The organism is Oricola sp., from assembly GCF_022763245.1.
Taxonomy (GTDB): domain Bacteria; phylum Pseudomonadota; class Alphaproteobacteria; order Rhizobiales; family Rhizobiaceae; genus Oricola.
In genome coordinates, this window is sequence record NZ_JALEGV010000001.1 from 1 (window position 1) to 4,860 (window position 4,860).

Annotated in this window: 3 protein-coding genes; all 3 read left to right on the top strand. The window is 63.8% G+C overall.

The window, feature by feature from the left end; genetic code table 11:
* Positions 1–139: 139 nt before the first annotated feature.
* Positions 140–736 (top strand): DUF1419 domain-containing protein, encoded by a 597-nt coding sequence (locus MRY80_RS00005; protein WP_293286650.1) that lies wholly within the window; start codon positions 140–142, stop codon positions 734–736.
* A gap of 8 nt (positions 737–744) precedes the next feature.
* On the top strand, positions 745–1,143 hold the full coding sequence (locus MRY80_RS00010; RefSeq protein ID WP_293286652.1) for a DUF3085 domain-containing protein: 399 nt from the start codon (positions 745–747) through the stop codon (positions 1,141–1,143).
* Between the two features lie 86 nt (positions 1,144–1,229).
* A partial coding sequence (locus MRY80_RS00015; RefSeq protein ID WP_293286654.1) for a DEAD/DEAH box helicase family protein occupies positions 1,230–4,860 on the top strand: 3,631 nt, incomplete at its 3' end.

The following is a 4,860-nucleotide window of genomic DNA, read 5'->3' on the forward strand; positions in this document are numbered from 1 at the left end:
CGCCCGGCTGACGCCGGCCCTTGACCCGGCCGGACGGAGAGGCGGCCGCGGGAAGGGGTCCGGAAGGGCTGAAGAAGATGGTGATGCCGATGAGGGTGCGCCGCGCTCCAGCCCGGGACAGGCCCCAAAGGAGCCCGCCATGACCTCTCCCATCCGCAAGATCCATTTCGGTATCGCCGACCGCCATCAGATGTTCAGATTATTCGACCGCCATGCGCAGCGACCCGATCGCTGGCAGACCGATGACAGCGCGCTTTACGCCGGCGAGTGGTTCGAGATCGCGCAAGCCCAGCATGACTATATGCTCGAAATCCTGCCGCCGCTCTGGATGCGCGGCGAAATGTTCGCCATGCGCGAATTCCTGACCGGCAGCATCACCAGCGTCTTCTACACGCTGAGCATCAACGGTGTGACGCGGTTTTTCCACGCCTATTGCGATCTGTCCGATCGCCGCTCGCCCTATGAAATGCGCGACGCCATCGTCGAGCGCGAGCGCCGGCCGGTCAAGGCGATGACCCGCGACGAGCGCATCGAGCACATCTGGAGCGCCACCCATGACAATTATCGCGGCTATGCCGGCGACGACTTCCGCCCCGAACATCGCGGCAAGCGCACCGTCATCGTCTACGGCAAGCCGGGCACGCGGTTCGAACTGCTCGAGAGCCTGAGCGATCGGCAGATCTCCGAGAAGCTGCCGGTGCATCTGCGCCACCTGCCGCTGCCCGAAGCCGCGTGAGGTGGGCCATGTTTACGTTTCCGATTCTTGCGGTGCGCAAGGTCATCGCGCGCGGCGAAGAGGATGCCGCCGCCAATGGCGGGTTCCGCAATCCCTACTATGGCACCCGTCCGGGAGAGGGCGAGAAGCCGGGCTTCTGGCTCGTTGGCGACGAGGGGGTCTACATTCTCTCAAACGGCAAGCTCGCCGAGGGCCAGAAACCGCTCGTCGTCTATTCGACCGAATGCCACCCGAAGGGCGATACCGACTGGTGGGATTACAAGCGCCGGCACTTCGGCGGCGATGACGGCATCGAGTTCATCGATGCCGATCTGCTGGTTCCAAGCTTCAACCGCAGCTTCGGGATCACCCATCTCGGCATCCAGCTCACCGAGAACGACATCTTGTTCTCGCTGATCACCCGCTAACCGCACTTCCACTCCCGCACCTATCCGACGCTGCCGGGCCTCCCGGCGGCGCGGCTTTGTGCGCCCGCCTCACAGGAGACATCATCATGTCCGACAACGACCCCTTCGCCCTCGACATGTTCGGGAGCTCGCAGAACGCCTTATTGTCCGGGCTCGGCCTCGGCGTGACCGCTTTTTCCGAGAGTCCGAAAGCAGAACCAGGCGAGATCGAACCTGCGCCGGTGGCGAATTCATCCGGTTCGCGACCGCGCGAGACGTCCGCTGATGAGCATGTCGGCGAAGCGCACGAACGCGGCAGCAATTTCCATTTTTCCGGAAGCCGTTCTCTGGCGAAGGGCTGGAAAGCCCGCGCTCGTGATAATCTCGATGCCATCGCTCTTGCCGCGGCGATCGCGACCGAGGATCGGCCGGCGACAGCGGCAGAACAGAAGCGGCTCATCCGGTTCACCGGCTTCGGCGCCTCCGATCTGGCGAACGCTGTCTTCACCCGGCCCGGCGAGGAGGGATTCCGCAAGGGGTGGGAAGACCTTGGCGAAGAGCTGCAGGCATCCGTGAACGAGGCCGATTACGCCTCGCTCGCCCGCTGCACGCAATATGCCCATTTCACGCCGGAATTCATTATCCGCGCGATCTGGAAGGGGCTGGAACGGCTCGGCTGGCGCGGTGGCCGTGTGCTCGAACCGGGCATTGGGACGGGGCTGTTTCCGGCCCTGATGCCCGAGGCATTCCACGATGCGTCATTTGTCACCGGCATCGAACTCGATCCGGTCACCGCGCGCATCGCCCGGCTCCTGCAGCCGGTCGCCCGCATCATCGAGGGCGATTTCGCGCGCACCGATCTGCCGGCGCATTTCGATCTTGCCATCGGCAATCCGCCGTTTTCCGACCGGACCGTAAGGTCCGATCGCGCTTATCGTTCGATGGGTCTGCGGTTGCATGATTACTTCATTGCCCGGTCGATCGATCTTCTGAAACCCGGCGCGCTCGCCGCCTTCGTCACCTCCTCGGGCACAATGGACAAGGCGGACGCCACGGCCCGTGAGCACATCGCCAAATCCGCCGATCTCATCGCCGCGATCCGTCTGCCTGAAGGTAGTTTTCGCGCCGATGCCGGCACGGATGTGGTCGTCGACATCCTGTTCTTCCGCAAGCGCAAGCCCGGCGAGCCACAGAATGATGCCAGCTGGCTGGACTTGGCCGAAATCATTCCCGCCAGCGAAGACAGCGAGGCCATCCGCGTCAACCGCTGGTTTGCCGACCACCCCGATCATGTCCTTGGCCGCCACGCGACCACATCCGGACCCTTCGGCGAGACCTACACCTGCCTTTCCGATGACGGCGATCTCCAGGCCGACCTGGATGCGGCAATCCTATTGCTGCCGGATGCCCTCTATGACGGCGAGCCCGACGCGATCGATATCGACCTCGAACTTGGAACGAGCCTGACCGATGCCGCCAGGCCCGAGGATGCGCACGTCCGCGAGGGCAGTTTTTTCTTCGACGCCTCGAGGGGCCTCATGCAGGTGCTCGACGGCAAACTCGCTCCGGTTCCCGTCCGCAAAGGACGGTCGGGCGAAGGGTTTTCGGAAAAGCAGATCAACATCGTCCGGAAGCTGATCTCGGTTCGCGACGCGGTGCGCGCGGTCCTAAAGTCCCAGGAGACCGATCAGCCCTGGCGCGACCTGCAAGTGAAGCTGCGCATCGCCTGGTCGAGCTTCGTGCGCGACTTCGGGCCGATCAATCACACCAGGGTGTCGATCACGGAAAACGATGCGACGGGGGAGACGCGCGAGACGCATCGCCGCCCGAACTTGCAGCCCTTCCTCGACGATCCGGATTGCTGGCTGGTCGCATCGATCGAGACTTACGACCTCGATACGGATACGGCCAAGCCCGGCCCGATCTTTTCCGAGCGGGTCATCGCCCCGCCATCGCCGCCCGTGATCGCCAGTGCCGCCGATGCGCTCGCCGTCGTTCTCAACGAACGCGGTCATGTCGATCCCGATCACATCGCCGAGCTTCTGCACGAAGACGGCGAAACCGTCATTGAGGAACTCGGCAGCGCGATCTATCGCGATCCGGCGGATGGGTCATGGCAGACATCGGATGCCTACCTCTCCGGTCCGGTGCGCGACAAGCTGGCGATCGCAGAGGCGGCCGTCGAGCTCGATCCGGGCTACAGCCGCAATGTCGAGGCGCTCGAAGGGGTGCAGCCAGCCGATCTCAGCCCGTCCGAGATCACCGCGCGGCTCGGTGCGCCCTGGATTCCGGCCAGTGATGTCGTCGACTTCGTCAAGGAGACGATGGGCACGGACATCACGATCCGGCACATGCCGGAACTCGCCTCCTGGACGGTCGATGCCCGCATGCTCGCCTATCGCGCCGAGGGCACGTCGGAATGGGGCACCAAGCGCCGGCATGCCGGCGAGCTGCTCGCCGATGCCCTCAACAGCCGCATCCCGCAGATCTTCGATACGGTGAAGGACGGGGACAGCGAGCGCCGGGTCCTCAATGTCGTCGATACCGAGGCGGCCAAGGAGAAGCTCAGCAAGATCAAGACCGCCTTTCAGACATGGGTCTGGTCCGATCCGGATCGCACCGACCGGCTGGCGCGGGTCTATAACGACACCTTCAACAATATCGCGCCCCGATCCTTTAACGGGGACCATCTGAAACTTCCGGGCGCCTCTGGCGCCTTTGTTCTTTATGGTCACCAGAAACGCGGCATCTGGCGGATCATCTCGTCTGGGGCGACCTATCTCGCCCATGCCGTCGGCGCCGGCAAGACCATGACGATGGCGGCCGCCATCATGGAGCAGCGCCGGCTCGGCCTGATCTCGAAAGCCATGCTGGTCGTGCCCGGCCATTGCCTGGCGCAGGCCGCACGAGAGTTCCTGGCGCTCTATCCGACGGCGCGGATCCTGGTCGCCGACGAGACCAACTTCACCAAGGACAAGCGCCATCGCTTCCTGTCGCGGGCCGCCACGGCCAATTGGGACGCGATCATCATCACCCATTCGGCCTTCAAGTTCATCGCCGTCCCGGCCGAATTCGAGCGCCAGATGATCGAGGACGAGCTTACGCTCTACGAGGAACTGCTCACCCGGGTCGAAAGCGACGACCGGGTGTCGCGCAAACGCCTCGAGCGGCTGAAGGAAGGATTGCGCGATCGGCTGGAGGCGCTCGGCTCGGTCAAGGACGATCTGCTGACGATTTCCGAGATCGGCATCGATCAGATCATCGTCGACGAGGCGCAGGAGTTCCGCAAGCTCAGCTTCGCCACCAACATGTCGACCCTGAAAGGCGTCGATCCGAACGGCTCGCAGCGCGCCTGGGACCTTTACGTCAAGTCCCGCTTCATCGAGACGAAGAACCCCGGCCGCGCACTGGTGCTGGCCTCGGGAACGCCGATCACCAACACGCTTGGCGAGATGTTCTCGGTGCAGCGCTTCCTTGGCTTCGAAGCCCTGAAAGAGCGCGGACTGCACGAGTTCGACGCCTGGGCCTCGACCTTCGGCGATGTGGCGACCGAACTCGAGCTGCAGCCCTCGGGCAAATACAAGCCCGTCTCGCGCTTCGCCACCTTCGTCAATGTGCCGGAACTGATCGCCATGTTCCGTTCCTTCGCCGATGTCGTGTTGCCGGAGGATCTGAAGCAATATGTGAAAATCCCCGCCGTCTCGACGGGCAAGCGCCAGATCGTCACCGCCAAGCCGA

Bases quoted from the DNA above. Each gene is read 5' to 3' on its own strand.
- MRY80_RS00005 (WP_293286650.1), top strand. From the start codon at position 140: ATGACCTCTCCCATCCGCAAGATCCATTTCGGTATCGCCGACCGCCAT.
- MRY80_RS00010 (WP_293286652.1), top strand. From the start codon at position 745: ATGTTTACGTTTCCGATTCTTGCGGTGCGCAAGGTCATCGCGCGCGGC.